The organism is Streptomyces inusitatus (assembly GCF_014651115.1).
In the GTDB taxonomy this organism is placed as follows: domain Bacteria; phylum Actinomycetota; class Actinomycetes; order Streptomycetales; family Streptomycetaceae; genus Streptomyces; species Streptomyces amakusaensis.
Window position 1 is genome coordinate 621,565 of record NZ_BMWG01000001.1, and the last position, 25,261, is coordinate 646,825.

11 protein-coding genes are annotated in these 25,261 nt (G+C 72.4%); 1 reads left to right on the forward strand and 10 read right to left on the reverse strand.

Going from position 1 to position 25,261, the window contains the following annotated elements:
* Positions 1 to 265: 265 nt before the first annotated feature.
* Entirely contained in the window at positions 266 to 3,328 is a 3,063-nt protein-coding gene (locus tag IE247_RS02805) for an AfsR/SARP family transcriptional regulator (RefSeq protein WP_190121198.1), read from the forward strand.
* Positions 3,329 to 3,367: 39 nt separating this feature from the next.
* Here the strand turns inward: IE247_RS02805 and IE247_RS02810 are convergent, their stop codons facing one another.
* From IE247_RS02810 to IE247_RS02855, 10 genes are all read right to left on the reverse strand, one after another.
* A complete protein-coding gene (locus tag IE247_RS02810) occupies positions 3,368 to 3,520 on the reverse strand; it encodes a hypothetical protein (RefSeq protein WP_190121199.1) in 153 nt (50 codons plus the stop codon).
* A gap of 132 nt (positions 3,521 to 3,652) precedes the next feature.
* The gene (locus IE247_RS02815) at positions 3,653 to 4,309 is read right to left on the reverse strand and encodes a hypothetical protein (RefSeq protein WP_190121200.1); all 657 of its coding nucleotides are present in this window, start codon (positions 4,307 to 4,309) and stop codon (positions 3,653 to 3,655) included.
* On the reverse strand, positions 4,306 to 5,049 hold the full coding sequence (locus tag IE247_RS02820) for a 4'-phosphopantetheinyl transferase family protein (protein WP_190121201.1): 744 nt from the start codon (positions 5,047 to 5,049) through the stop codon (positions 4,306 to 4,308). Before IE247_RS02820 ends, IE247_RS02815 begins: the two co-directional genes overlap by 4 nt.
* Complete coding sequence (locus IE247_RS02825; protein ID WP_190121202.1) at positions 5,030 to 6,325, reverse strand: aminotransferase-like domain-containing protein; 1,296 nt, start codon at positions 6,323 to 6,325, stop codon at positions 5,030 to 5,032. Before IE247_RS02825 ends, IE247_RS02820 begins: the two co-directional genes overlap by 20 nt.
* On the reverse strand, positions 6,319 to 7,428 hold the full coding sequence (locus tag IE247_RS02830) for an alpha-hydroxy acid oxidase (RefSeq protein WP_190121203.1): 1,110 nt from the start codon (positions 7,426 to 7,428) through the stop codon (positions 6,319 to 6,321). The genes IE247_RS02825 and IE247_RS02830 overlap by 7 nt, the downstream gene beginning before the upstream one ends.
* A complete protein-coding gene (locus IE247_RS02835) occupies positions 7,428 to 8,501 on the reverse strand; it encodes a VOC family protein (RefSeq protein WP_190121204.1) in 1,074 nt (357 codons plus the stop codon). The genes IE247_RS02830 and IE247_RS02835 overlap by 1 nt, the downstream gene beginning before the upstream one ends.
* Positions 8,502 to 8,525: 24 nt before the next feature.
* Positions 8,526 to 9,779, reverse strand: a complete 1,254-nt coding sequence (locus IE247_RS02840; protein WP_190121205.1) for an MFS transporter — start codon at positions 9,777 to 9,779, stop codon at positions 8,526 to 8,528.
* A gap of 41 nt (positions 9,780 to 9,820) precedes the next feature.
* Complete coding sequence (locus IE247_RS02845) at positions 9,821 to 17,350, reverse strand: non-ribosomal peptide synthetase (RefSeq protein WP_190121206.1); 7,530 nt, start codon at positions 17,348 to 17,350, stop codon at positions 9,821 to 9,823.
* On the reverse strand, positions 17,347 to 20,664 hold the full coding sequence (locus IE247_RS02850; protein ID WP_190121207.1) for a non-ribosomal peptide synthetase: 3,318 nt from the start codon (positions 20,662 to 20,664) through the stop codon (positions 17,347 to 17,349). Before IE247_RS02850 ends, IE247_RS02845 begins: the two co-directional genes overlap by 4 nt.
* The gene (locus IE247_RS02855; RefSeq protein WP_190121208.1) at positions 20,661 to 25,259 is read right to left on the reverse strand and encodes a type I polyketide synthase; all 4,599 of its coding nucleotides are present in this window, start codon (positions 25,257 to 25,259) and stop codon (positions 20,661 to 20,663) included. The genes IE247_RS02850 and IE247_RS02855 overlap by 4 nt, the downstream gene beginning before the upstream one ends.
* Positions 25,260 to 25,261 lie beyond the last annotated feature (2 nt).

A 25,261-nucleotide genomic window follows, 5' to 3' on the forward strand; every position in this document is an offset into this window, starting at 1 on the left:
GCAGCGCTTCATCGGCATCGCGTCAGGCCGCCCCGCCGGTCCGCGAGATGCCGTGACCAGTTACCGCCCGTAGTGCCGTGACTCATGGTCCGCGCGGCCCTTCCCGTCCTGGTCCTGTCTCGCTACCGGCGGCGGGGCGAAACCGACCGGATGTCTGCCCGTCATCCCCCTGCGCGGAATGCTGTTGATCGTTTGACCGATGGCCTATGATCCCCACTGCCAAGCCCTCTACCTGGGGTTTTGCGCGTGGGGGGATAGAGGAGCCATGACAGCCGCAGACGCAGGGAAGGGTGGGAACCCGTCCGGCCGGGAGCTCCGGTTCCATGTTCTGGGGCCACTTGAGGTGTGGGCCGACGGGGTGCGCGTCCGTCTCGGCGGACTCATCCAGGACCGGGTGCTGACCACACTGCTTCTCGATCCCGGGCGGGTGGCCTCGGTCGCCAGACTGGTTGAGGCCGCCTGGGAGGAAGACCCTCCGGCGACCGCGGCGCACCAGGTGCGCAAAGCGATCGCCGATCTGCGACGGCGTCTGCCGTCCGGCGCGAAAGTGATCGTCACGGACGGTCCGGGCTACCGGGTGATCGCCCCTTCGGGCGGGCTGGATCTCCTCGATTTCGACGCACGGCTCCAGGCGGCGGCACAGGAGATGGCCGCCGGCCGCCCGGCCGAGGCCTGTGCGGAACTGCAGGGCGCTCTCGATCTGTGGCAGGGCCCCGTCCTCGCGGGCGCGGGCGGACCGGTGATCAACCGCGCGGCGGCGGCACTGGAGGAGCGTCGTCTGGCCGCCGCCGAGCGCCTGTACGAACTGCGCCTCGGACTCGGGGTCAGCGGTGAACTCGTCGCCGGTCTGCGGGAACTCGTCGGCTCCCACCCCCTGCGCGAGACCCTGCGAGTCCAGCTGATGCTCGCCCTCTACCGCTCGGGCCGGCAGGCCGAGGCCCTGGAAGAGTACGGAAAGATGCGCGAGCTGCTCGTCGACGAGCTGGGCGTCGATCCGGGACCTCAACTGGTCAAGCTGTACGAGGGGATCCTGCGGAAGAGTCCCGAGCTGGCCGCGCCCCGGGACGGGCGGCCCACCGGCGCCGAAGGCGCGCCCGCCGAACGTCAGGGGCCGGTCTGCACCCTGCCGTACGGCCTTCCGGATTTCACGGGACGGGACAAGGAACTGGCCGGCCTGCTCCGCCGGGTACGGGCCGAGGGATGGCCGGACGAGCAGTCCGCCCGGGTCGTGGCGATCGACGGGATGGGCGGCGCGGGAAAGACCTCGCTGGCGGTACGGGCCGCTCACCAACTGGCCGAGATTTTCCCGGACGGACAGCTGTACGTGGATCTGCGCGGGTTCACGCCCGGCGAGGAGTCTCCCGTATCGGCGTCGACAGCGCTGGACATCCTGCTGAGGGCGATCGGCACTCCGAGCGAGCGAATCCCCGAGGACCTGCCGGGGCGCACCGCCACATGGCGGTCCGCGCTGCTGGGACGCCGGATGCTGCTGCTGCTCGACAATGCCTCCGACGCCGCTCAGATCCTCCCGCTGCTGGCGGCTCCCCGTGACTGTCTGGTGCTGGTCACCAGCCGGATGAGGCTGCTCGACCTCGACGGCGTCGGGTGGATCTCCCTGGGGATGATGCCGCCGGAGGACAGCGCCACGCTGGTGGCCAGGACGCTCGGGCCGGCCCGGGTGGCCGCCGAGCCGGAGGCCGCCGCCGAACTCGCCGAGCTGTGCGGCCATCTCCCCCTGGCCCTGCGCATCGCCACCGCCCGGCTCCGCAACCGGCCGCGGTGGACCGTGCGGCATCTCGTCGAACGGCTGCGGGACGAGAGCCGCCGGATGGACGAGCTGAGCTCCGGCGAACGCAGCGTCGCGGTCACCCTCCAGCTCTCCTATCTGACGATGGACGACAGACATCGCGCCGCGTTCCGCGTCCTCGGGCTGCACCCGGGCGCCGGTATCGACGCGCACTCGGCGGCCGCGCTGCTGGGCACCGATGTCCGGGACGCGGAGGACGTCCTGGAGCTGCTGCTCGACGTCCATCTGCTCCAGCAGCCGGAACTGGGCCGGTACACCTTCCACGACCTGGTGCGCAGCTTCGCCCAGAGCCGGCGCGGACCGATGACGGAGCAGACCGACGCGACGGCCGTCGAACGGCTGCTCCGCTACTACCTGACGGCCACCGGCCTCGCCTGCGACGTGCTGTTCCCCGGCCGTACCGCCCGCTCCACCGGGATCCCCGGCTATCAGGGGGAGCTGCCGGAGCTGAAGGACGAGAAGTCCGCCCGGCTCTGGCTCGGCCGCGAGCACCGGGGCCTGCTGGCGGTCGTGGATCTCTCCGACCGGCTGGGCCACGACCGCCACACCGGCTGGCTGGTCCGCAACCTGGTCTTCCATCTGAACGCGGGCGGTTACTTCGAGGAGTTCAGGGCACTGGGCCACCTCGCGGTCCTCGCCGCGCGCCGACTCGACGATCCGGTCCTGCTCAGCATCAGCCTGTCCAGTCTGGGTGTCGCCTGCTGGAAGCTCGGCTGTTTCGGGGAGGGCATCAGCGTGGCCCGGGAGGGGCGCGACATAGCGGTTCGCCTCGGCGACCGGGGGGCCGAGGCACACAGTGAGTCCACACTCGGGCTGCTCATGTCGATGCTGGGCCGGTACGCCGAGGCTCTGCCCCTGCTGGAGCGCGCGGTCGCGCTGGCCAGAGAGCTGGGCACCACGCACGCGGAGGCGGAGACCCAGACGAACCTCAGCTCGCTGTACGCGCGGTGGGGCCGCTACGCGGAAGCGGCGGCCGCCGCCCGCCGGGCCCTTGAGCTGGAGCGCGACACCACCGACCCGGTCAACGAGACCATGGCCCTGACCGATCTGGCGTTCGCCCAGATCGGTCTGGGCCAGTACGCGGATGCCGAGGAGAGCCTCAAGCGGGCCCGGGAGATGTGCGACGAGCCGCTGCCGCGGGGCGATGTGGCCCTGGTGCTGGCACTCTCCGCGGAGGTGGCGCACCGCCTCGGCGACAGCGATGTGGTGCCCGGACTGGCGGAGCGCGCCCGGACGCTCGCCCGGTCCGGTGGTACGCCGATACGTCAGACGAAGACCGAGAACATTCTCGGCCGACTCCATACGGCACAGGGTCAGTACGCGTCGGCGGTGACGCTGCACGCCCATGCGCTCAAGGTCGCCTCGGCCATCAGCTTCCGCTCCGAGGAGGCATCCGCCCGTCTGGGCCTGGCCCGGGCGGCGGAGGGGCTCGGCGACGCGGCGGCGGCCCGGGAGCACCGGGCCGCGGCGGCGGAGCTGTTCGACCTCATGGAGCTGCCGGAGACCGGCCGCGCCCATTGAGGCGGCCGCGCGGACCCCTCGGCCCGCGCGGCGCGGACCTCAGAGCTTGATGGAGGCCGGGCTCTGGTTGTCCGCGAGAATCTGCTGCGCCGCAGGCGGTTCGGCCACGTTGCCCTGCACGGTCACACCGATACCGAGCGCCAGCGCGGCGGCCGCGAGGATTCCGGTCAGTCCGATCAGCTTGGTGCGCATGGTCCGTCCCCCTGTGATTCGTGGGTGGATACGCCGCCTTGTGGCGCGGTACCCGTGTTCGACATCCCTGAGGTTGCTGGATGCCGATCCCGGAACGTTCCCGTCCGAATACCAGAGGTGGGAATCTATGGATCAGACCCCTATTCGGACTATATGGCAGCCGTCCGTGGTGAGCACCGCTTCGGTCTGGGCACTCCCGTGCTCGAAACCCGCCAGATCGAGCAGCGCTCGTACCGTCGCCCGGATCCCGGCCCGCTCCGCCTCGGACGGCGGGGCGGCGGGCTTCAGCGCGGTGATGTCCACGACGAGGTGCATGCCGTCGACGGTCAGCGTCCGCACCCGGAACCTCGGACCCGCCGGCGGCTCATCGGCGAGATGCGGGCCCGCGTACCCTCCCTGCTGGAGGAGCCGGCGCAGCGTCACCGTGTCGGGGAGGACGCTCCAAGGTCTGCCCAGCCCCTGGGAAATCTCCCGGAGAACGGCTCCCGCCCGGGCGCCGGGCCCGGGCCCGAGCACGGCGCGTACCTCGCTCTCGGAGCAGACGACCTGATCGATCCCGTTCGCCCGTACGGTGTGCTCCAGCGTCGCTCGGAGGGTCGCGGGCTCCATGAGGTCGACCGGAAGCAGCCGTCGCGGCGGCGGTCCGGCCGGGTGCGAAGGGTCCGGCTCCAGCTCCGGGAGCCTCGTGTCCGCCGCCCAGACCTCCAGGCCCGCGGCGACCGCCGCGCGTACGAGCGCGGGAGAGGGCATCACCATCAGAACCCGCCGTGTGGCGCGACCCTCGTTCATCGTGCCCCCGCCCCGGACAGCTCACGAGGCCGCCCGGGCGCCACGATTCCGTGGTCCGCGTACCCGACCGCCCCGGTGGAGATCACCGCGACGGACGCCGAGTAGCCGGGTGGGGCCTCCAGGTCCGCGAGCCGGACGCGGTCCAGCAGCTCCGCCCGGTCCGGGAACCACATCACACCGGGTACGGCGGCCGCGGCCGTGACCGTCATCCGTGTCATCGGGATGCGCAGGCCGTCGCCCGTCGCCTTCAGGACGGCTTCCTTCCGGGTCCATGTACGGAAGAAGGCCCGGGGCGTGTGATCGGGGCACTCCGCCGACTCGGTCTCGGAGAGGACCTGTGAACGCAACTCCAGCAGGGGCATGGTCTCGTCGATCCGCTCCAGATCGACGCCCACGGGTCCGGCGGTGGACAGCGCCACGGCGACCAGCTGACCGGAATGGGAGATGGAGGCCTCCCACGCGGTCCCCGGCAGAGTGGGCTTCCCGTGCGGTCGGGGGCAGTCGGGGCAGGATGCTCCCACGACCACCCGGTCCGCGGTCGTCCCGAGCAGATCGGCCGCGAGGGTGCGCAGCAGCGCCCGGCCCGCGACGAACCGGTCCTGATCGGCGGTCTGCCGCAGAGCGCCGGCCCGTTCCCGTTCGGCGCGGGACAGCAGATGGCGCCGGCTGCGGGCGGCACCGCCGACGAAGGCCCACCAGATGTGGCACGTGCCGTCGTGTTCACGTGGTCTGTCGTGCACGCTCGTCCTCGATGAAGTCGGCCAGCCGGCTGATGCCGGTACGGATCTCCGCGGGGGTCAGATAGCTGAGGGAGAGCCGGAGTTCGCGCTCCCCGCCCGACTGCTGGAAATAACGCATGGGCGTCCATATGACCCGGTGATCGCGCGCGGAGCGCTCCAGCGCCGCGGCGTCCGTCTCGAAGGGAACGGAGACGACCATGAAGAAGCCGCTCCGGGGCCTGTTCCAGGACACTGTCCCGTTCGGCCCGCCGAACACACGGGTCAGCTCCCGGTGAGCGGTGGCCAGATTCTCCCGGTAGAAGAGGGCCGCCTCGGCGTTCGCCCGGCGAAGGCTGAAGCCGCGGCTGAGCAGCATCCCGCCGGCTATCGCCTGGGTGATGGGCGAGGTGTTCACCGTGACCATGCTCTTCACATCGGACAGGGCGTCCGCGAGCAGCCGCGCCGGGGCGCCGTCGCCGACACCGGCGAGAGTCTGGTCCGCGACGACGTAGCCCAGCCTCAGGCCGGGGAATCCGGACTTGGCGAAGGTGCCGATGTGGATGACCCGCGCCGCGTCGTCCAGCGCCTTGAGCGCGGGAGGGCTGCCCTCGGGAGCGAACACGGCGTACGCGTGATCCTCGATCAGCAGGAAGTCGTGCTCCCGGGCCAGCGCGATCAGCTCTTCGCGGGCGTCGAGGCCGAGCGAGGTGCCGCCTGGATTCGCCCCTTCCGGCACGACGTACAGGGCGCGCGGCCGGCGCCCCTCGCCGATCAGCCGCCGCACGGCGGTGAGCACCTGCGCGGGAGCCAGGCCGTGCGGGCCCTCCGGTACCTCCTCGACCCGGATGTCCAGCAGCAGAGCGGCTCCCGTGACTCCCGCGTAGCAGGGCGACGCGACGAGAAGAACGTCGTCAGGCCCGCCGAACAGGGCACGCAGGGTGATCAGCAGCGCCTCCTGGCAGCCCGTGGTCACCACCACGGACTCCGCGTCCACCGAGATCCGCTCGTCGGTGCGGAGCATGACGGCGATCAGCTCGCGGATGATCCCGGACGTCGCCCCGTACTGGAGCAGCTCCCTGGTGATCTCGCCCTCGCCGAGGCCGCGTTCGGTGCGCAGATGCTCCAGAAAGGCTTCCAGGAACACGCGCACCGAGCCCAGATCGAGGAACCGCTCGTGCGGGCGGCCGGACGCGAAGGACAGGGCGTCCGGGTAGCGCGCCGTGGCTTCGTTGAGGAAGCTCATGACGGTCAGCCCGGGGTCGCCGAGCGAGGAGTGCAGATCGGCCGCGGTCAGCATGTGCGTTCCCTTCGTCGCGGACTGAGCAGCCCGTCCAGGCCTGCCAGGGAGGACCGGCCGGCCAGCACCATGGCCTCCTGGAGCTCACCGCGCACTTGGGCGAACAGCTCCGCGACCGCGTCGGCCCCGCCGGCGGCGAGCGCCCAGAGCACGGGCCGCCCGGCGAACACGGCCCGGGCCCCGAGGGCGGCGGCCACCAGGATGTCCGTGCCGCGGCGTACACCGCCGTCGAGGTAGACCTCGCAGCGGTCGCCCACCGCCTCGGCCACCTCGGGCAGGGCGTGGAGGGAGGGCACGGCGCGGTCCAGCTGCCGGCCGCCGTGCGAGGAGACGATGATCCCGTCCGCGCCCGTGTCGGCCGCGCGGACAGCGTCCTCGGCGCAGAGCACTCCCTTGACGACGAGCGGCAGTTCGGTCTGTGCCCGCAGCCAGGCGAGATCGGACCAGCTGAAGGTCGCGTCGTGGGTGGCCGCGGCATGCTGCGCGATCGCCGAGGCGCCGGTGCCCGGCGCCCCGGGCACCCCGCCGATCCGGTGCGGCAGATTCACCGGCGTCACCCCTGGCGGCAGGGTGAACCCGTTACGCAGATCCCGCCGACGGCTGCCGAGGCGCGGGGCGTCCGCGGTCAGCACCAGCGCCCGGTAACCGGCCCGCTCCGCGCGGCGGGCCAGATCCGCGACGACCTCCCGGTCCCGCAGACAGTAGAGCTGGAACCACAGCGGCCCGGCGGCCGCGTCGGCCACCTCCTCCAGGCCCACACTCGACAGCATCGGCACCACGGTGAGCGCCCCTGCCCGCCCTGCGGCCTCGACCGCCTCAAGCTCACCCGCGGGGTGCACCAGCCGCTGGTAGGCCATGGGAGCCACGGCCATCGGCAGGGAGACCGCGCAGCCGAGCATGGACACGGACAGGTCCGGCCGGTCGACGCCGCTGAGCACGCGCGGCCGCAGGGCGTAGTCGGTGAACGCCTGCTGTTCCCAGGCCAGGGTCAGCTCCTCCCCCGCGCCTCCGCCGATGAAGTCCGCGACGGAGGACGGGAGGACGGCACGGGCCGCGCGCTCCAGCCCGTCGGCCGCGTCGGGGCGGAGCTGGGCCGTCGCCACTACTCGCTCCCGGTTCCGGCCGGGACCAGTCCGGACGTTCGAAGCCGCTCCGCCGCCTCGTACAGGGCCCGGATGTTCGCGGTGCCGAACGTCCGCGCGTCGCGCCGCTCGATGAGCTCGAAGAAGACGGCGCGGTTGGGGAAGGGCGAGCGGGTGAAGATCTGCAGCAGATCTCCCCAGTGGTCCCGGTCGCCGAGGATGCCCAGACCGGCGAGGACCGCCGCGTCCTCGGACGAGCAGCCCAGCCGGGTGGGGAGCTGGTCGTAGTAGGTGGCCGGGGTCGACAGGAAGTCCACCCCGTGTGCGCCGGTGGCCCGGACCGCGCCGACGATGTCGTCGGAGCGGAAGGCCACATGCTGTACGCCACCGCCGCCGCAGGCCCGGAGGAAATCGACGAGCTGGCCCTCCTCGCAGTCGGGCGCGACGAGGGTGAAGGTGACCGAGTCCCCCGCGCCTCCCTGAAGCACCAGCGATTCCATGGTCTGATCGCCGACCTCGATGGTCTCGACGAAGGTTCGCCGCAGCCCCAGGGTCCGCCGGTAGAAGTCCTCGGTCCGGGTCAGCGTGGAGCCGGGGAGACAGATGGCCACATGATCGATCTCCTCGATCAGGCCGGCGGCCGGCGGCACGTTCCGAAGCGGACTGAACCCGGGCAGCGGGCTGGTGTCCGCGCCGGTTCCCGAGAGAAAGGTGTGCCGGAGCGTCTCGGCCCCCGCTACGGTCGCGGTCGTCACGCCGTCCCGGGTCAGCGGGGCGGCCACCAGGACGGCGCCGCCCGCCGTCGCCCTGGCGCAGGCCGCCGGCACATCGTCCACGCGCAGCGCGATATTCCGTACGCAGTCCCCGTGCTCGGCCACGAACGCGGCCACTTCACTGTCCGGACGCGTCGCCGCGGTCACGACGACCCGGGCCGCGCCGTGGCGAAGCAGGACGGAGCGGTGGCCCGTGAGGCTGTCCTCCAGCGGTGTCGAGGCGGCCAGGGGCTGAAATCCGTAGCCGTCCCGGAAGATCTCCACGCTCCGGTCAAGATCGGTGACGTAGAACTCCAGATGGTCAATCCCGTTTATCTGCATGGTCTTTCCTCGATTATCGACTGATCAGCGGCCGGGAACGGCCTCGGGTCGGAGTTCGGGTCCGCCGGGGGAGGAGGGACCCGGGTCGGGGTCGGCGAAGGTGCGCACTCCGGGTACGAAGAGCGGCAGGACGGTGGTGACGACGAGCACCGCCAGCGCGACCACCAGGACGGTCCGCAGGCCGAGCAGATCGGCCGCCATCGGGGCGAGGGCGAGGCCCACGGGCTCCAGGGCGTAAGTGCCGAGCATCTCCACCGCGAAGACCCGGCCGAGCAGTTCGTCGGGGACGGCACGCTGGAGGGCACTGGCCCACAGCACGCCGAAGATCCCGTACCCCATCCCGGTGAGGAAGACGGAGAAGCCCAGCAGTGTGATCGAGACGCCCGTCATCATGAAGGCGAGCTGGACGACGCCCAGACCCAGTCCCAGCACCGCCACGGTGCCGGGCCGCCGGGGCGGGCGCGCGCCGACGGCGAGACCGCCCACGGCGGAGCCGGCGGCCTGGAGCGCGAGCAGCACGCCGTACTGGGGCATCTGGCCCCGCGCGGAGAGATACACGGGGAGCAGCACCAGCATCGGTGCCATGACCAGGATCAGCTGGACGGTGCCCTGGCCGATGATGACCGCGACCCACGGCCGGTCGAGCACCGCGCGGAATCCCGCCCGGGCCTCGCTCAGCACCCCTGTGCGCTGGTGCCGTTCGGGCCTGGAGTCGCGGATCCCCAGCAGCGCGAAAATGCTGACGCCGAACGTCGCCGCGTCGATCCAGAAGGCGGTGCGCGCGCTGCCCAGCACCAGGAGCAGTCCGCCGAGGCCGGGACCGACGATCATGGCGATCCGGGAGGTGGCCGACAGCAGCGCGTTGGCCTGCGGCAACAGACCGGGAGCGAGGGTCGGCAGCAGAGCCCGGTGGGCGGGCCGGAAGAGGCCGCTGCCGAAGCCCATGCCCGCCGCCAGCGCGGCGGCCAGCAGCAGCGGTCCCTCTGCCGCCCCGAGGGCGAACCCCACCACACAGAGCATCCGGAGCACATCGGAGGCGATCATCAGCCGGGAGCGCCGCAGCCGGTCGGCCAGCACGCCGCCGCCCAGCGCGACGATCACCAGAGCCAGACTCTCCGCGCCCAGCACCAGCCCCAGCGCGGATCCCGACCTGTTCTCCAGCATGGCCGCCGCCAGGGCGGCCACGAACATGCCGTCCCCGACGGTGCTCAAGGCCTGCCCCAGCCAGACCCGCCGGAACGCCGGCAGGCCCAGCGGGCGGAGTATCTCCGTCTTCATGTGGATTTCCGTTTCTTACGTGGTGGGTGGCGTTCGCCGGATCACGGGCCGTCGGTCGCGGAACCCGGCTCCGCACCGGCCCGCGCCGGGGACGTCCGGCGCTCCGGGCGCCGACGGGCCAGGGCGGCCCGGCGCCGGGACCCCCGCACACCCGCCGGGGCGTCTCCCCCGGTCCGTCCGGGCGAGGTCGTCACAGGGCCGAGGAGCAGCCCCTGCGCCGCGATGGTCGGATGCCGGAAGAGATCCGCGAGCGAGAGCGACGCCCCGAACTCCTCGCACAGCCGAGCGTGCAGACGGGTGACCGTCATCGAGTTCGCGCCGGCCTCGAAGAGATTCATCTCACGGCCCACCGTGTCCGTGCCCAGGGCCTCCCGCCAGACCGACGCGACACGGCGCTCGGTGTCTCCCTGCGGGGGCGTTCCCGTCACGGCCGCCGTCCGGGGCGTGTGGTGGCCGGCCTTGACCGGCCTCGGGGTGAAGACGGGTGCGGGCAGTTCCCCCAGGGTCCGGCCGGAGCCTTCGGCGAGCTCCGTCAGGATGTCGGTGTACTGGCCGAGAACCAGCCCGGCGCTCTCCGCGGCGAACACGCGCTCGTCCCAGATCACCCGCAGGCTCCCGGCGCCCGGAACGACCGCCAGGGTCAGCGGTGCTCCGGTGAGCAGTCGGCCGTGTCCGGACTCCACCCGCAGAACGTCCGCCTCCGCCGTCGCACCGGACGCACGGCCGCCGAAGTTCTGCACGACGAGCACGCTGTGGAACAGGGTGCGGCTCATGGGAATCCCGGCCGCTTCGTAGACATCGGCCAGCGATTCGCCCGCCGAGACCTCACCGAGCTGCCACGAGGTCTCGGCCACGGTGTCGAGCAGCCCGTCCAGGGACGCCCCCGGGGCGGTGTCGACGGAGAGCGGCAGCGTGGTGAGATACAGACCCGCCATCGCGGAGACGTCGCCCAGCTCCGCCGGACGCCCGTTCAGCGACACCCCGAAGGTCACCCGGTTCTCACCGGAGTTCCGGTGCAGCAGAGCGGCCCAGGCGGCGGCCAGTACGGTCCCGAGCGTGGTGCGCCGCCGGCGGGCGAGCGACTGGAGCGCGGCGAGAGTGGCACCGGGCAGGGTCGTCTCACACTCCGCGTAGTCGTCCGCGTGTGCCGACAGCGCGGGCGGCTGGGCGTCGAAGGGCAGCGGGGTGGGGCTGAGGAACCCTTCGAGCCGCTCTCGCCAGAAGTCACGGGCCCGGCCGGCGGGCCGCTCCCGGAGCCAGCGGACGAACGCGCCGTACGGAACAGGGGGCTTCTCGTCCGCGAAGGGCTCCCGCCCCCGCGCCAGCGCCGTGTACACGCGCATGAGTTCGGCCGTCAGCAGGGACGACGACCAGCCGTCCAGCAGGATGTGGTGGTCGGTCCACACCAGACGCCCCTCCTGCGGGCCGGTCTTGACCAGGATCAGCCGGTAGGGCGGGGTGCCGGAAAGCTGCGGGGGCTCGGCCCGGTTCTCCGCCAGCAGGGCGGCGAGGCGGCGCTTGACCTGCACGGGCGAAAGCGCCGTCCAGTCGAGGAAGGCCACGGCGTCGGACGGCTCCCGGTGCACCGTCTGAATCGGCTCGGGCAGCGCCTCCCACTCGACGGAGGTGCGCAGCACATCGAATCGCCGTGCCAGCGCCGCCCAGGCGTCCCGGAAGAGAGCGCCGTCCAGAGGGCCGCGCAGAGTGAGGACGCATTCGTTGTAGTTGGCGTCCTTGCTGCCGGCCAGCAGATGCCGGTTGAGCATCACCCGCTGCATCGGGGCGAGAGGAAAGGCGTCCTCGGCCGTCGCCGTCGCCGTCTCCATCAGCGCGGCATAGGCCGGCGATCGCAGCGTCCGCTCGGGCAGCAGGGAGAAGGGAGCGCCGAACGCCGAGTGCAGAGCCGCCACCAGCCGGTCGGCCAGCCGGTCGGCCTCGGCGGCGTCGAAGTACCGGTCGTCCAGCACCAGGCCGGCCGTCAGAGTGCCGTCCGGCGCCAGGGAGAAGTTGGCCTCGGCGGCGAACGGCATGGCCGCGGCCGCGTCCACGTCGTGGCCGACCGGGGCTCCCGGTGCCGCCACGGGGCGCAACCCGCCGTCGGCGGAGCCTTCACCGCCGCCGGAGAGGTAGTTCACGACCACGCCGCCGGGGCCGCCGGTCATCGGCTGCCCGGCCTCCTGCCGCAGCCTTCCGTAGCCGATTCCGCCGTCGGGCACCTGGGCCAGACGGGCGGCCGTCCGGCTCACCGGCTCCTCGCGCAGGGCGAAGGGGAACAGTGCGGTGAACCAGCCGACGGTGCGCGACACATCGGGGGCGTCCTCGCCGGTAGGCCTGCCGTGGAATTCGAGTGTGACGCTCGCGGGAGCCGTACCGGCCTCGTCCGTCAGCGCACGGCGCAGCGCGGACAGACAGCCGGCGAGCACCCGGTCCCCGGAGCGCCCGGCGCGGGCCCCGGTGAGGGTCGCCGCCCGGGTCGGACGGTGGGCGTCCCCGTACCGGCCCGATCCTTCCGCGTGGCGCGGCCGGAGGCCGGTCCCCGCCTCAAGAGCGGCGTCCCGCCAGTACTGCCGGTCCCGGTCCGGGACGGCGCCGGCGGTCTGCCGGCTCCACCGGCTGTAGCGGAGGTAGGAGGCCCCGTCGGCGGGGAGTTCCGGGGAGCGGCCCGCCCGGCGCGCCAGCAGGGCGGCGGCGAGGTCTTCCGTGAGGATCTGCCAGGAGACCGCGTCGACCACCAGGTGATGGATGCACCAGAAGAGCAGATCGTCCTCGCCCGGGGGGGTGCGGAACAGCACGGCGCGCAGCAGAGGGCCTTCTGTCACCGACAGCCCGTTCTGGACCCGCTCGGACGCCTCGCCCAGCAGACGGTCGCGCCCGGGGCCGGGCTCGGGAAGCCGGACCTCCTCGAAAGCCGTCTCCGAGTGGGCGGGGATGGGCGCTGCCACCTGCCGCCACCCTTCGGCGGACTCGGTGAAGCGCACACCGCCCAGCACCGTGTGACGGAGAATCACATCGTGTACGGCCCGGCGCAGCACGAGTCGCGGGCAGCCTTCGGCGACGGCGAACCACTGTGTCTGGGTCTGGCGTTCCCGGCCCTTGGGGAAGGCCTCGAAGAACCACTGCTGCACGGGCGTCAGCCCGGCCTCGGCGGGCTCGTCCCCGAGGTCGGCGGTGCTCCGCGGCCGCGGCCGGCCGTCGGTTCCCGACTGGCGCTCCGCCACGACGGCGGCCAGCTCACGGAGGGTCTGGTGCTGGAACACATCACGTGCCGTGAGGGAGATGCCCAGTGCCGAGCACCGTGAGATGATCCGCAGCCAGCTGATCGAGTCGCCGCCGATCTCGAAGAAGTTGTCGTCGACACCGAGCGCGTCCATGCTCAGCACCTCTTCCCACACCCGGGCCAGCGTGTGCTCCTGCGCCGTGCTGGGCGGCCGGCGGGCGGACCGCGAGACGGCGCGCGCCGGCGCCGGGAGCCGGGAGCGGTCCACCTTCCCGCTGACGGTCAGCGGGAAGTCCTCGACGAAGACCATCCGGCTGGGGACCATCGCCCGCGGCAGCCGCAGGGACATGTGCTCGCGGACCCGGCGCAGCAGATCGCGGCGGAGGGCGGACTCCAGCGGGCGGTTGGCGTGGCTGTCACAGTCCGGCCGGCGGTCCTGCGGCAGCCGCGCGGCCGGTGCGGCGAAGGGCGCCGGAGCGACGGCGACGTCGATGCGGCCGTCACCGGCCGCGGTGAGGGCGAGCGATGCCCCCGCCTCGCGCGCCGCCGCCGCCAGATCGGCCGGGTGCACCGCGGGAGGCTGTCGACGGGCTTCGCGCAGCCCGTCGCCGAGCGACGCGCACCGCGGCTCGCTCAGCGCCTCGTGCAGGGCGGTATGGGCCGCCACCCGGGCGTCGCGGACGCCCTGGATCAGCAGGCCGTCCGCCGTGAGCTCCTTGAGCAGCGCGCCGAAGTCCGACAGGGTCAGGCCGGTGCCGTCGACCGGGCGTGGCCGGGAGAGCACCGGTATGTCCCCGCCGGTCTTGTGCAGCACGGCATCGAAACGGAAACCGTTCATCTCGGTGTCGGCCCGGCCGGACTTCGCCCGGATGTCGGCGAAGCCGAACTCCGGCAGCCGGTCCGCCAGCGTGTGGAACCAGTCGGGGCCGAGGCACAGCTCGTTCTCGTTCTCCACCGCCTCCTCGACGCTGTCGAGCAGGCCGCGCAGATCGTCGCCCGCCGGGTTGCGGTGCCGCTGTACCGACAGGTGGAACGCGCGCAGCAGCGTCAGATCGCGCACATCGCCGACGACCAGCCGGCCGCCGGGCCCGAGCAGGCGCCATGCCTGGCACAGGACGTCGTCCAGATACTGGGCGGTCGGGAAGTACTGCACCACCGAGTTGAGCACGATCAGGTCGAACCGCTCGTCCTCGACGGCGGACAGATCGTGGGCCGGGGCCTCGATCAGCCGGACCCCGCCGTCGTCGAGTCCGGCGGCGGGCAGCTGGGCGGCGACGTACGCCAGGGCACGCGGGGAGATGTCCGTGCCGGTGTACGAATCGGTGTGCGGCGCCACGGTCAGCAGGATCATGCCGGTGCCGCAGCCGATCTCCAGAACTCTGCGCGCGGGTCGCTCCATGACCCGGGAGACGGCCTCGTCCCGCCACTCGGCCATGTCCTCGGCCGGGATGGGAGTCAGGTCGTAACTGCTCAGCCAGCCACTGGTGTTGAGGACGGCCTCCTGTCCCTCCTCGACCTCGTTGAAGACCTCGGCGTCGTGCACCTGCTTCCACTCGTCCACCCGGGACTCGCCGAGCGAGTCGGCGGACCCGTCCCGGGCCATCCGCAGATATCCGACGAGGCGGGGGGCGCCCTGTTCGTCCGTGCGCACATCGGCGGCGACGCCCGCGACGCCGGGGGTCTCTCCCGCGACCCTTTCCACCTCGGCGAGTTCGATCCGGGTGCCCCGGATCTTGACCTGGCTGTCGAGCCGGCCGCGGAACTCCAGCGCGCCCGATGGCAGGACCCGGACCCGGTCGCCCGTGCGGTACATGCACCGGCCCTCGTGGATCCGGTCGGGCACGAAGCGGGCGGCGGTCTCGTCCGGTGCGTCGAGATAGCCGAGGGCGACTCCGGAGCCGCCGATGTACAGCTCTCCCGGCATCCCGGGCGGCACGGGTTCCCCGTGCTCGTCCAGCACATGGACGATCGTGTTCGGCAGGGGTCTGCCGATGGGCACGTGTGGCGTGTGCCGCGCGTCCTCGGCGAGTTCCGCCGTGTCGTACCAGGTGGATGTGACCGTGGCCTCGGTGACGCCGTAGGCGTTCAGCAGCCTGACGCCGCCGCCGACGCCCTCGTGCCACTGCCGCACCCTCACCGGGTCGACTCGATCGCTTCCCGCGACGACCAGGCGCAGACCGGCCGGTATCCGCGTCTCCCCCGCGGCGGCCTGGCGGGTCCATTCGTGCCACAGGGCCGCGGGCAGATTCAGCACCGTGAGGTGTTCTTCCTCAACCAGCGCCGTCACATCACCGATGTCGGAACCGCGGACCAGCACCGCCGCACCCGCCTCCCACGAGGCGAAGAGCTCCTCGATGGAGACGTCCACGGCCGGTGACGCCATGTTCAGCACGGTGTCCGCGTCGGTCAGCCCGTAGACGGCCCCGGCGTCCCGCGCGAGGCTCACCGCCGACCGGTGCGGGACCACGACTCCTTTGGGCCTGCCGGTGCTTCCGGAAGTGAAGATGATGTAAGCCGGGTCGTCCGGCTCGTACGCCGCCGGGGCGGGCCGTGCGCCGGACACGGCGTGCACGGCCTCGAACGACAGCAGGGGAGGGGCGAGCGCCGCCACCGTGTCCGGTGCGATGTCGCCGTCGTGCAGCACCAGCCGGCATCCGGCGGCGGCCGTCATCGCCGCGAGGCGCTCCACGGGCAGCCGGGGGTCGAGCGGCACATACACCGCTCCCGACCGCATCACGCCCAGCATGGCCGCCGTCTGCCGGACCGAGGGGGAGGCCAGCACGGCCACCTTGTCGTGGCGTCCGACGCCCTGGGCGGACACGACCGCGGCGCAGTGCTCCGCCGCCGCGTGGAGTTCGCGGAAGGTCACGCTCTGCCGGGCGTCCCGCGCCGCCTCGTGCTCCGGCCTGCGAACGGCCTGGGCGGCGACGATGTCCGGCAGCCCCGTGTGGCCGGAATCGCCCGTGATCTCCGGCGACGGCGCCCCGGCCCGCGCCGGGGACCGGGAGGGCTGCGGCGCGGCCGACTCGCCCAGCTCGGCCACCAGTTCATGGACCAGGCCGGTGAATCCTTCGGCGTACCGGCCGATCGTCTCCTCGGTGAACAGCTCGCTGCTGTACTCGAAGTACACCCGCAGCCGCTCCCCCGCCTGCTGCACATCACAGCTCAGGTCGAACTGCGAGGAGGTCCGCCCGCTGCCGAGCGACTCCAGTGTCAGTCCTCCGAAGTCGACGCCCTGGTCCGGGGCGGGAAGGTACTGGAAGCACACATCGTAGTACGGGTTGCGGTTGGCCTCGCGTCTCGGCCGCAGTGCCTCCACCAGCCGGGCGAAGGGCACATGCTGCCGGTTCAGCAGCTCGTGATGGACCATCCGGTGCCGTTCCAGGGCCTCCCGGAAGGAGTCCGCTCCCGCCAGGTCGATCCGCAGGGGCAGCGTATTGGCGTAGAAGCCGACCGCTCCCAGCGTGTCGGCGTCCGTGCGCCCGGCGAGCGGTACACCGATCACCACGTCGTGATTGCCCGACAGCCCGGCCATGAGCCGGGTGAACGCCGTGCCGAGGACGGTGAAGGGGGTGGTGCCGAACCGCCGGGCGATGTCGTGGACGGCCCCCGCCGTCTCCGCCTCCAGATGGAAGGTGTGCACCGCGCCGGCGAAGGTGCGGTGGGCGGGGCGGGGGAAGTCGGCGGGAAGTTCGAGCCTGGGGGCCTGCTCCAGAGTCTCCCGCCAGTAGGCGAGTTCCTCGGGATCCACCCCGGCCCCGTCCTGGGCGGCGAGGCGTGCGGCGTGCTCGCCCGCACCGATGCCGTCGGCGCGCGGCGCCGGTGTCCGGCCCGCCGCCCGCGCCCGGTACGCCTCGCTGAGGTCGGCCAGCAGCACCTGGGTCGACCAGCCGTCGAAGACGATGTGGTGGACGACGAGCAGCAGTGCGTGCCGGTCCTCCGCGATCCGCACCAGCCGGGTGCGCAGCGGGGGCTGTGCGGTCAGGTCGAAGGGCGCGCGGGCCAGCTCGTCGAGGCACTCACGGGCCTCGGCGAGGGGATCCTCCGCGCCGGAGACGTCTGTGACGGTACGGTCGACGGGCTGGTCGTCGACGAACACCTGGTAGGGGCTGCCGCCCAGGGTGAGGAAGCGGGTGCGCAGCGCCTCGTGGCGGGTCACACAGTCCGACAGCGCGTCGAAGAGGGCCGTCTCGTCAAGGCGGCCGTTCAGCACCAGTCCCATGCTGATGACGTAGAAGGAGCTGTCGGGGTTGAAGTTGTCCAGAAACCACAGGGCGCGCTGAGGCGGGGTCAGCGGCCAGACCCGGGGCGTCGTCGCGGCGCCGGGCGCCTGCCGGGGTGCGGGCGCGTTCATGATCGAGAGCCTTCCATGGTGAGGGGGGCGCGGTGGCCCGGGGCGAGCCGCTGAAGCATGGCGAGTTCGTCCTCGCTGGCCAGGGCGAGGTCCGCGGCCACCGTCCGATGGACCGAGGGCCGGGTACGCGGCCGTCCGGCCGGGTCGGCGGAGAGCGGGCGGGTGGAGTCCAGCCATGCGGCGAGGGCGCGGACCGTGGGAAGGCGCAGCACTTCGGAGACCGGCACCCGGCGGCCGTATTCGCGCTCCAGCAGGCCTGCGATGCTCAGCGCGGCGAGGGAGTGGCCCCCGGCCTCGAAGAAGTCGGTGTGCACGGAGACTCTCTCCAGACGCAGGGCCGCACACCAGATGTCACGGACCGCGGCTTCGGTGGGCCCGAGCGGCGTCTCCCCGGCGTCCTCACCGGCGGCGGTGAGCGGCAGCCGTCCGAGGGCGGCGGCGTCCACCTTTCCCTGCGGTGTCAGGGGCAGTTCGTCGAGCAGGACGTATCCCGTGGGCACCAGGGCGGTGGGCAGCACACCGAGAAGGTGTTCGCGCAGGTCTCTCACCGAGGTGCCGCCGGGGGCCACGGCATAGGCGGTCAGCGAGAGATCGCCCGCGTCGCCCCGGGGCAGGACCAGGCACCGCTGGACCGCCGGGTGTCCCAGGAGGGCCGACTCCACCTCGGCGGGCTCCACCCGCACGCCGCGGATCTTCACCTGGTGATCTCTTCGGCCGAGGAACTGCCAGGTCCCGTCGGGCCGGCACCGGGCCAGGTCGCCCGTGCGATAGAGCGACTCACCGGGGCGGGCCGGGTGGGCGACGAATCGGTCGGCCGTGGTCGCGGAATCGCCGAGGTATCCGCGTGCGAGGCCCGCGCCGCCCACATGGATCTCGCCGATGGCTCCGGCGGGCACGGGGCGCAGCCACGGGTCCAGCAGATGGGCGCTGCGGCCGGCGAGCGGACGGCCCAGCGGCACATAGTCGGCGGGCGGCGAGTCCAGGACCTCCACCATGGAGAACGTGGTGTTCTCCGTGGGCCCGTAACAGGCCACGACGCGCAGATCCGGGTAGGCCGTCATCAGCCTGCGTACCGCCTGGACCGGCACCACGTCGCCGCCGGTGAGCAGGGTGCGCAGCCCGGCGAAGCACTGGTGGTGGCCGTCGGCCACCACCCGGAGCAGCCCGGCGGTCAGATGCAGGGTGGTGACGCCGTGCCCCTCGACCAGCTGGGCGATCTCCGGCCCGGTCAGCCGGGTCCGGTCCGCGATGACGAGGGCGGCGCCGTTGAGCAGGGCTCCCCAGATCTCGAAGGTGGACGCGTCGAAATGCACCGGGGCGGCCTGCAGTACGACGTCGCCGGGGCCCAGGGGAACGAACTCCGGGCGGTGGGCGAGCGACATCACCCCTCGATGGGTGATCTCCACGGCCTTGGGCTCGCCGGTCGTCCCGGACGTGCACATCACGTAACACAGATCGCCGGGGGAGACCTCGTCCCCGGCCCGCCCGCGGGGGGCGGTCCGCTCGGGGCGCCGGGCCGCCTCGTCCTCGGCCGGGACCATGACGAGGCGGTGGCCCAGGAGGCCGGCCGCTTCGGCCGTGCTGTCGTCGGTGAGCACGGCGGAGGGCCGGACCCGCTCCATGACGGCGCGGGTCCGCGCGGCCGGCTGGTCCGGGTCGATCGGCAGACAGGCGGCCCCCGCGCGCATGACGCCCAGCATCGCGGCGACGGTCATCCGGCCCCTCGGCAACGCCAGGGCGACGATCGTGCCCCGGGTCGCGCCCGCGGCCCGCAACCGATCCGCGATGAGATCCCCGGCGGCGTCGAGTTCGGCGTAGGACCAGGTGCGCGCGGAGTGGATGACGGCGGCGGCGTCCGGGTCCGCGGCGACGGCCCGCCGGAAGGCCTCGTCCACCGAGGCGGCGGGCAGCGGCCGCGCCGGCGCGCCCTCGCCCGGGGCCCAGGCCCCGGCCCTCTGCTCGGCGTCGTGCCAGGAGACCTGGTACAGGGGCACATCGGGCGCCGTCATCAGCGCCTCGACAAGGGCGAGGAACTCGTCGGCCATCCGTTCGACGGTCTCCGGGGAGAACAGCTCGGCCGCGTACGCGAGCACGAGCGACCCGCCGGCCTCGTCCAGACGGATGTCCCAGGTCAGGTCCGTGTCGATGACCGGAGGAGAGACCAGAAGGTCCTCCACGAGAAGGCCCTTCTCCCGGAACGTCTGCGGCACCTCCTCGGAGACCTGGAAGGAGACCGAGGTGACGGGCGGTTCGGACCGGGATCCGGTGCGTCCCGTCGTGGCCAGGATCTCGTCGTAACCGATGCCGGCATGCAGCATCGCGCCCGCGGACTGCTTGCGCGTCGTTGTCAGGAGTTCGCGGAACGTCCCGGTCCAGTTCACCGGGATCCGCAGCGGCACGCTGTTGAGCAGCGGCCCGACCACGTCCTGAAGCCATTCCTCGCGCCGCAGCGTCTGCGGGACGGACATCACCGGATCACTGCCCTCGGCGACGCCCGACCAGGTGGCCAGTGCCATCGCGTAGGCGGAGGCGAGCACCATGAACGGGGTGGCCCGCCGCTCCCGGCAGAATCGCTCCAGCCGGTCCGGGAATCCCTCCGGGAGCCGTCTGCGGAAGCCCGCGGCGGCACAGGAGCGATCCTGCGGCCGGTCGTGGTCCAGGGGCAGCCGGAAGTCCGGGACACCGGCGAGCTCCGACCGCCAGTAGGCACGGCTCGCCTCTCCCCCGGGGCCCTGGGCGTTCTCCCGAAGCCAGTCGGCCACCCGCCGGTACGGCACGGGCTCGCGGTCCGGTGCCGTACCGGAGGCCAGTTCGGCGACCAGGCCGCTCAGAAGCACCTCGACCGAGCGGGCGTCCAGATACGCGTGGTGCAGAAAGAGCGCCAGCATGTGGCGGCGGTCGCCGAGCGAGGCGAACACCGCCCGGTACCCCGCCCGGGCACTCAGATCCTGCGGGCGGCGCAGACAGTCCTGGAGGAGTGCCTCCCACTCGGCCTGCCCGTCCGGCCGGTCCCTCAGATCGAGGACCGTGACATCGGGACCGCCGTCCCCCGGGACCAGCACCGCCCCTTCGGGGTCGGCCGCGAAACGCAGTCCCAGCACATCGTGACGGTCCGGCAGCGCCCGGAGCGCGCTTCGCACCGCCTCGGTGTCCAGCTCACCGGTGAGCCGCAGAACCAGGGGGACGGTGTACAGCGGGACGTCCGGCCGTGTCTGGTTGATGAACCACAGGCCCGCCTGCGTACCGGAGGCGGGAATGGGCGCCGCGTCCGCCGGGGGGCGGCCCCCGGCGGGCGCGGGAGGCCGGGGGATCACCGGGACTCCGTCCACTGCGCGGTGAGAGTGGCGAGCGCCCGGGCGTTGGCGGCGGCCAGGAAAGCGGCCACGGACACATCGGTGTCGAAGCGCTTGTTGACCCTGGCGGTGACGTCCAGGGCGAGCAGTGAGTTGCCGCCCAGCTCGAAGAAGTCGTCGCGTGCGCCGACCTGTTCGATGCCCAGAAGCATCTGGAGCGTCTCGCAGATGAACCTCTCCCGGTCGTCCTCGGGCGCGATGTAGTCGGTGTCCAGCTCGGGCCGCTGGTACTTGGCCGAGCCCCGGTCGGCTCCCGCGAGCACCTCCAGCGCGGTGGCCACGTCGAGGCGCCGCCCCTGTTCGACCACGGCGTTCAGGTCCTGGGTGGAGATGTGGGTCTGCGGCACCCCGGCGGCCAGGGACAGCAGGAACACCGCATGGCCCTCACGCTCCGAGAGGAACGAGGCCATGCCGGCCTCCGACATGACCGCGAGCCTTTCTATCTCCCGCAGTTCATCATTGCCCTCGTCGGTCGCTCCGGCGTCGACGGCCATGCCCAGATCCCGCCAGCCGGTCCAGTCGACGGCGACGACCTCGGTGCGCCCCCGCTGCCGGCAGCTGTGTGCCAGCCCGCCCAGATAGGCGTTGGCCGAGGTGTAGTCGGCGATGCCGAACCGGCCGTCGATGACGTTCAGCGAGGAGAAGAGCATCAGGAAATCGAGGTCGCGGCCCTCGGTCGCCGCGAGCAGATGGCGGGAGCCGCGCACCTTCGGGGCGAGAACCTCGCGATACGCCCGGGGGTCCAGGGTCTGCACCAGTCCGCCGCCGGGCAGGCCCGCCGCGTGGATGACGCCGTCGAGCCGCCCGAAGCGCTCGTCCACCAGCCGGATCAGGGCGTTCACCTCGTCCGCGTCGGACACGTCGGACCTCAGGGCGAGCACCTCGCCGCCGTACTGCTCCAGCCGCTGGAGCTTGTCGATCCGGCGGCTGGTCCGGTCGTCCCAGCCGTGCTCGGTGGTCCACGCCTCCCAGGCGTCGCGCTCGGGGAACTCACCGCGCCCCGTCAGGACGAGATTGGCGCCGTACTCCCTGGCGAGGAACTCCGCCAGCGACAGACCGATGCCGCCGAGACCTCCGGTGACGAGATACGTGCCCCCGGCGCGCGGCGCGCGGAGGGCGCCGGACCGTTCCCGGTCCTCCTCGCGTACGTGCACCGGCTCGACGCCGCGTGCCCAGCGGCGGCCGGAGCGGTGGGCGACGGTCGCGTCCGGATCGTCCACCAGGAGCTCTTCGAGGACGGCCAGGGCTGCGGCCTCGGCTCCCTCGGCGGGATCCGTGTCGACGACCCTGCACGAGAGCCGCGGGATCTCCCTCGGCAGCACCCGGACGATGCCTTCGAGCAGACAGTCCTGCGGGGAGAGGCGTTCCGTGCCGACGACGTCGAAGGCGGCCCGGGTGACCACCAGCAGCTGTCCGGCGGCACCGCGCTTCTCGCCCAGGGCCTTGCCGAGCGCCAGCAGGGCCGGGGCGGAGTCCGGAACGCCGTCCGCGTCGGCTCCCCGGCCGGCCAGGAAGACCACCGCGGTCGAGTCGGCGGACGCCTCCTCCTCGTCGAGGGCGAGCGAAAGCTGCGCGGCGTCGTCGATGGCGAGTTCGACTCGGCTCTCACTCCGCCGCAGGTACTGCCCGGCGCCGGCGAACTCCACACAGGCGATGCCCCGGACGGACAGCCCCTCGGTGACGCGGGCGACGATCCCGTCGGTCTCGCCGGAGCCGTCGGTGATCAGCAGCACCGACTTCAGCGAGTCCAGCCGCCGGGCCCCCGTGAGCCGGCCGGCCGACGCCGTGCGCCGCCAGGACGGCATGTAGAACCACTTGCCCGGCTCCTTCTCCCGGTCCATCAGACGCCGGCTGAGCTCGACCTCCTCCTCGGACGACCTGTCGATCCAGAACCGCTCGCGCTGGAACGGATACGTGGGAAGCTCCGCCCTGCGCGGATCGCCCGGACCGCAGACGGACCAGTCCGGCTCGGTGCCCGCCTCCCACAGCCCGGCGACCGCGGCCAGAAGCATCCGTATGTCGCTGTCGGCGTCCTTGGGATGCCGCATCGTCGCGATGAGCGGCGGCAGATCCGAACCGCTCGCCGCGGCACGCACCAGGGACAGCATCCCCTTCCCGGGGCCGACCTCCAGCAGCGGACCGTCGACGGATTCCAGCAGCCGGGCGATGCCCTCGGTGAAGCGGACCGCGCCGCGCAGATGGCGTCCCCAGTACTCGGGATCCCGCGCGTCCTCCTTGCTCAGCCAGTCCCCGGTGACATTGGACAGGACGGGGACCGACGGCTCTCCCATGGGGATGTCCCTGAGGAACTCGACGAATTCCCGGGCCGGTCCGTCCATCAGCGGCGAGTGGCTGGCGCAGGAGACCCGCAGCCGCCGGGGCCGGACCCCCTCGGCCTCGACACGCGTCGCCAGCTCGGCGATGCCGTCCTCGGTGCCGGACGCCACGACGAGACGCCGCGCGTTGTACGCGCCGATGACCACGCCGTCCGGCAGCAGCCGCTCCACCTGCTCGGCCGGCAGCGGAATCGCGAGCATCGCTCCTCGCGGGGACGCGTCCATCAGGGCGGCCCTCTTGGCCACGACTCTGACGGCGTCCCGGAGCTCGAACACGCCCGCGACGGTGGCCGCGACGATCTCGCCGAGGCTGTGTCCGATCATCGCCTGCGGCCGGATCCCCAGTGCCTCAAGCGTGCGGACCAGGGCGTACTCGACGGCGAACAGAGCCGGCTGCGTCAACCAGGTCTCGTTCACCGGGTGCCGGCCCAGTTCGTCGTCCGGCCCGTGCAGCAGCGCCGCCAGATCCACTCCCAGCTCCGCGTGGAACAGCTCCGCGCAGCGGTCGAACTCCGCCCGGAAGACGGTGTGCTCCTCGTACAGCTCCCGTCCCATCCGGGCGTACTGGGAACCCTGCCCGGGGAACAGGAAGGAGGGCCCGCCGGACATGGCGCGGACCGCGGGGGTCTGTGCCCGGGAGCGCAGGGCCTCGACGGCCTCGTCCCGGCTCCGGGCCACCACCGCGGCCCGGTGGCCGAAGCGGGAGCGCCCTCGCTGGAGGGTCCGGGCGGAGGCGTGGAGCGGCCGGTCCGCGTGCTCCGGGTCGGCGATCCACTCCGCGAGGGAGCGCAGATAGTCGCCGACCGCCTCTCCGCCGCGGGCCGACACCGGCAGGATCTGCCAGCCGTCGTCCTCCGCGCTCTCCCGTGCCCGGTCGGCGGCCCCGTCGAGGGGGGCCGGGGGCTCTTCGACGACCACATGAGCGTTGGTGCCGCCGAACCCGAAGGCGCTCACACCGGCTCGCCGGGGCATCCCCTCCGGCAGGCCCCAGGGCCGGGCCTCGCCGGTGATGTAGAAGGGGCTCTCCGCCAGCCCGAGACCCGGATTGGGCTTCTCGAAGTTGATCTGCGGGGGGATGACTCCGTGCTTGGCCGCCATCACGGCCTTGATGAGGGCCGCCACCCCCGCGCCGGTGTCCATGTGGCCGATGTTGGCCTTGACCGACCCCAGCGCACAGTAGTTTCGCCGGTCGGTCGTCTCGCGGTAGGCCTGGGTCAGGGCCTGCACTTCGATCGGGTCGCCGATGAGCGTGCCGGTGCCGTGCGCCTCCTGGTACGTGATCGTGTCGGCCGAGACGCCCGCCACGGCATGGGCGTTCGCCGTCACCTCGGCCTGTCCGGGAATGCCCGGCGCGGTGAAGCCCGCCTTGTTGGAACCGTCGTTGTTGATCGCGGAGCCGAGGATGACGCCATGGATGACATCGCCGTCCAGCTGAGCGTCCTCCAGGCGCTTCAGGAGCACCACGCCGACGCCCGACCCGAGCACCGTTCCCGTCGACGAGGCGTCGAAGCTGCGGGTGAGCCCGTCGAAGGAGGAGATGGCTCCCTCCTGATAGAGGTAGCCGCTCTTGAGGGGCGGGGTGACGGCCACACCGCCGGCCAGCGCCATGTCGCACTCGAAGGTACGCAGCGCCTGAGCCGCCATGTGCACGGCGACCAGCGAGGTGGAGCAGGCCGTGCTGACATTGACGCTGGGGCCGGTGAGGTTGAGCTTGTAGGAGACCCGGGTGGTGAGGTAGTCGAGGTCGTTCTCCACGGATCCCACGTCGTGGAGGTTGCCGCTCTCCGCGTTGCGTGCCCGCACCTCCGCGTTGGCCCGGATCTGGTGGATGTAGGAGTTGACGCCCGCTCCGCCGTAGACACCGACCGGAACCTCGACCTGGTCGGGGGCGTAACCGCCGGCCTCCATGGCCCGCCAGCAGTGCTCCAGGAAGAGCCGCTGCTGGGGGTCCATCAGCTCGGCCTCACGAGGGCTCATGCCGAAGAACCCGGCGTCGAACAGATCGACATCCTCGATGCAGGCGGCGACCTTGACGTAGTTGGGGGCCTTCATCAGGGCCTCGTCCACGCCGGAGGCGAGTATCTCCTCGTCGGTCAGCCGGGTGAGGGAGTCGACCCCGTCCCGGATGTTCCGCCAGAACTCCTCGGGCCCGTCGGCGCCGGGGAACTTGCAGGAGATGCCGACGATGGCGATGTCGACGGACTGCTGTGCGTCACTCACGG

What these genes read in the sequence shown, in the direction of transcription:
- IE247_RS02805 (WP_190121198.1), top strand. Translation starts at nt 266, where the DNA reads ATGACAGCCGCAGACGCAGGGAAGGGTGGGAACCCGTCCGGCCGGGAG.
- IE247_RS02810 (WP_190121199.1), bottom strand. Translation starts at nt 3,520, where the DNA reads ATGCGCACCAAGCTGATCGGACTGACCGGAATCCTCGCGGCCGCCGCG.
- IE247_RS02815 (WP_190121200.1), bottom strand. Translation starts at nt 4,309, where the DNA reads ATGAACGAGGGTCGCGCCACACGGCGGGTTCTGATGGTGATGCCCTCT.
- IE247_RS02825 (WP_190121202.1), bottom strand. Translation starts at nt 6,325, where the DNA reads ATGCTGACCGCGGCCGATCTGCACTCCTCGCTCGGCGACCCCGGGCTG.
- IE247_RS02835 (WP_190121204.1), bottom strand. Translation starts at nt 8,501, where the DNA reads ATGCAGATAAACGGGATTGACCATCTGGAGTTCTACGTCACCGATCTT.
- IE247_RS02840 (WP_190121205.1), bottom strand. Translation starts at nt 9,779, where the DNA reads ATGAAGACGGAGATACTCCGCCCGCTGGGCCTGCCGGCGTTCCGGCGG.
- IE247_RS02845 (WP_190121206.1), bottom strand. Translation starts at nt 17,350, where the DNA reads ATGAACGCGCCCGCACCCCGGCAGGCGCCCGGCGCCGCGACGACGCCC.